Annotated in this window: 1 protein-coding gene; it reads left to right on the top strand. The window is 75.2% G+C overall.

Annotated elements, in window-relative coordinates:
• Window positions 1-24: 24 nt before the first annotated feature.
• A partial coding sequence (locus ABZ495_RS36860) for an SDR family NAD(P)-dependent oxidoreductase (protein WP_359840352.1) occupies window positions 25-3,853 on the top strand: 3,829 nt, incomplete at its 3' end.

Raw genomic sequence — 3,853 nt, 5'->3', positions numbered from 1 at the left:
ATCTCGACGGTGACGGGCGAGTGGTTGTCCGGTACGGAGGTGGACGCGGGCTACTGGTTCGCGAACCTGCGGCGGATGGTCCGTTTCGAGGAGGCGGTGCGCACCCTGCTGGGTGGCGGCTACGGCTCGTTCGTCGAGGTGTCGACCCATCCGGTCCTCACCGCCGCGGTGGCGGAGACGGCCGAGGACGCCGGTGTCGCCGACGTCCTGACGGTGGGCTCGCTGGAGCGCGACAACGCGGGCGCCACCCGCCTCCTCACCTCGCTCGCCCAGGCCTACGTCGGCGGTCTCCCGGTGGACTGGAAGGTTGTGCTGCCCGCCGCCGAGACGGTGGAGCTGCCGACCTACGCCTTCCAGAAGCAGCGGTACTGGCTGGAGCCCTCGGCCGCGACCGTCGTCCCGGTCGGTGGCGACGGGGCGAGTACGGCCGTCGAGGCCCGGTTCTGGGCCGCCGTCGAGGGCGGCGACCTGGCGCACCTCGCCGAGGAGCTGGAGCTGGACGACCGCCGCTCGCTCGGCGAGGTCCTGGAGGCGCTGACCTCGTGGCGCCGCCGCGAGCTCGACCGGTCGGCGACGGAGAACTGGCGCTACCGCGTCACCTGGGCGCCGGTCGCCGACCCCGCTCCGACCGCGCTCACCGGCCGCTGGCTGGTGCTCGCCGACCGGGCCGACGACGAGCTGACGCAGGACTGCGTCCGGGCCCTGACCGCCCGTGGCGCCGATGTCACGGTCGCCGAGGTACCGGCCGGTGTCACGGACCGGCAGGACGTGGCCGCCGTCATCGGCGGGGCCCTGCCGGGCGACGAGGTGCCGGCCGGAGTGGTGTCGCTGCTGGCCCTGGACGAGACACCGGTGCCCGAGTACCCGGCGGTCACCCGGGGTTTCGCCGCCACGCTGGCCGTGGTGCAGGCGCTGGGCGACGCGGGCATCGGCGCACCGCTGTGGGTGCTCACCCGCGGCGCCGTCGCGGCGACGCCGGAGGAGGCGCTGACGAACCCGCTGCAGACCCAGATCTGGGGCTTCGGCCGGGTCGTCGGACTGGAACACCCCGACCGCTGGGGCGGGTTGATCGACCTTCCGGCCGCGTTCGACGAGCAGACCGCAGGACGGCTGGCCGCCGTGCTGGCCGGGTGCGGCGAGGACCAGGTCGCGATCCGTCCGGCCGCGGTCTTCGGCCGCAGGCTCGGCCGGGCCGACCGGCCCCGCGCCCACGCCCAGCAGTGGACGCCCACCGGAACCGTCCTGGTCACCGGAGGCACCGGCGCGATCGGTGGACACGTGGCCGGCTGGCTGGCCGACCGCGGTGCGCAGCGGCTCGTGCTGACCAGCAGGTCCGGGGCCGGCGCCGCCGGTCTGGCCGCGAAGGTCGCCGGACTGGCGGCCCGGGGCAGCCACGTGGACGTCGTCGCCTGCGACGCGGCCGACCGGTCCGACCTGGCCGGGCTGCTCGACCGGATCGCCGCGACCGGCCCCGCGCTGTCCGCGGTGATGCACGCCGCCGGTGTCGTCCAGCACACCACCGTGCACGAGACCGACCTGGCCGAGACGGCCGCCGTGCTGGCCGCCAAGGCCTCGGGGGCCGTCCACCTGGACGAGCTGACCAGGGGCCTGGACCTGTACGCCTTCGTGCTCTTCTCCTCGATCGCGGCGACCTGGGGCAGTGGTCTCCAGCCCGCCTACGCCGCGGCCAACACCTTCCTGGACGGCCTGGCCGAGCACCGCCGGTCCCAGGGCCTGACCGCCACCTCGGTGGCGTGGGGTTCGTGGGGCGGCGGCGGGATGACCGACGAGGCGGGTGCCGCCCAGGGCAGCCGCCGCGGGCTGATCGTCATGGACAAGGACCACGCCGTCCAGGCGCTGGCCCAGGTCCTGGACGGCGGCGAGCCCCAGCTGACGGTCGCCGACATCGACTGGGCGCGGTTCGCCCCGCCGTTCACGCTGCGCCGGCCCAGCCCGCTGATCGAGAACCTGCCCGAGGTCCGGCAGGCCCTGGCCGGTGACCTGCCGGAGGCCGGCGGGGCCGACCCGGCCGCGGGCTCGGACGCGAGCGCGTCCTGGCGGCGGCAGCTGGCCGGCCTGTCGCGCATCGAGCAGAACCGGCTGCTGGTCAACCTGGTGCAGACCCAGGCGGCCTCCGTGCTGGACTACCCGTCGCCCGAGGCCGTCGAGGCCACCCGGGCCTTCAGCGACCTGGGCTTCGACTCGCTGACCTCGGTGGAGCTGCGCAACCGGCTCGGCGCCGCGACCGGCCTGCAGCTGCCCGCCACGCTGATGTTCGACGCGCCCACCCCCACGGCCGCCGCCGAGTTCCTGCTGGTGCAGCTGGCCGGCGTCCCCGACGGTGCGCAGAGTGCTCCGGTGGTGGCGGCGGCGAGTGACGAGCCGCTGGCGATCGTCGGCATGGCGTGCCGCTACCCGGGCGGGGTGACCGGCCCGGAGGCGCTGTGGGACTTGGTGACCGCCCGGACCGACGCCATCTCCGTACTGCCGGAGGACCGGGGCTGGGTCATCGAGGACACCGCCGACGCGGCCGACGGCGGGCCCGTCCGGGCGGGCGGCTTCGTCTACGACGCGACCGGCTTCGACGCGGGGTTCTTCGGGATCAGCCCGCGCGAGGCCGTGTCGATGGACCCGCAGCAGCGGTTGCTGCTCGAAGTGGCCTGGGAGGCGCTGGAGCGGGCCGGACTGGACCCGGCGTCGCTGCGCGGTTCGGCGACCGGCGTGTTCGCGGGCGCCTCCGCCTCCGGCTACGGCTGGAGCTCCGGGCTGGAGGGCGAGCTGGACGGGCACCTCGTCACGGGGATCTCGACCAGCGTGGTCTCCGGCCGGGTGTCGTACGTGCTGGGCCTGGAGGGCCCGGCGGTGACGGTCGACACCGCGTGCTCCTCGTCGCTGGTGGCGCTGCACCTGGCCGCGCAGGCGGTGCGCTCCGGGGAGTGCACGCTGGCCCTGGCGGGCGGCGTCATGGTGGCGGCCAACCCGCTGCTGTTCGACCAGTTCAGCCGACAGATGGGGCTTGCGCCGGACGGCCGGTGCAAGCCGTTCTCGGCGGAGGCCGACGGCATGGGCCTGGGCGAGGGCGCGGGCATGGTGGTCGTGGAGCGGCTGTCGGACGCGCAGCGCAACGGGCACCGGGTGCTCGCGGTGATCCGCGGCAGCGCGACCAACCAGGACGGTGCGTCGAACGGTCTGACCGCGCCGAACGGTCCCTCGCAGCAGCGGGTGATCCGCGCGGCGCTGGCGAACGCCGGGGTCCGCGCCGACGAGGTCGACGTGGTGGAGGCGCACGGCACGGGGACCCCGCTGGGCGACCCGATCGAGGCGCAGGCACTGCTGGCCACCTACGGCCAGGAGCGGCGCGGCCAGGGGCCGTTGAGGCTGGGTTCGGTGAAGTCGAACATCGGGCACACCCAGGCCGCGGCCGGTGTGGCCGGGGTGATCAAGATGGTGCTGGCCCTCCAGCACCGGGAGCTGCCGGCGACGCTGCACGCCGCCGAGCGCTCGCCGCACATCGACTGGTCGGCCGGTGAGGTGGAGCTGCTGACCGAGGCGGTGCCGTGGTCGGCCGAGAACCGGGTGCGTCGTGCCGGTGTGTCGTCGTTCGGGATGAGCGGTACCAACGCGCACGTCATCCTGGAGGAGGCCCCGGCTCCGGTCGCCACCGAGGCGGCTCCGGCTCCGGTCGTTCCCGCGGTGGTCGTGCCCGGCGGGTCCACCGCGTGGGTGGTGTCGGGTCGGTCGGCGCAGGGGCTGGCGGCTCAGGCGGGCCGGTTGCGGGAGTGGGTGTCGGCGCGGCCGTCGCTCGAACCGGTGGATGTGGCGTGGTCGTTGGCGGCGACGCGGTCGGTGTTCG

The organism is Kitasatospora sp. NPDC005748 (genome assembly GCF_040630735.1).
In the GTDB taxonomy this organism is placed as follows: domain Bacteria; phylum Actinomycetota; class Actinomycetes; order Streptomycetales; family Streptomycetaceae; genus Kitasatospora.
This window is presented reverse-complemented; position numbering and strand designations above follow the sequence as displayed.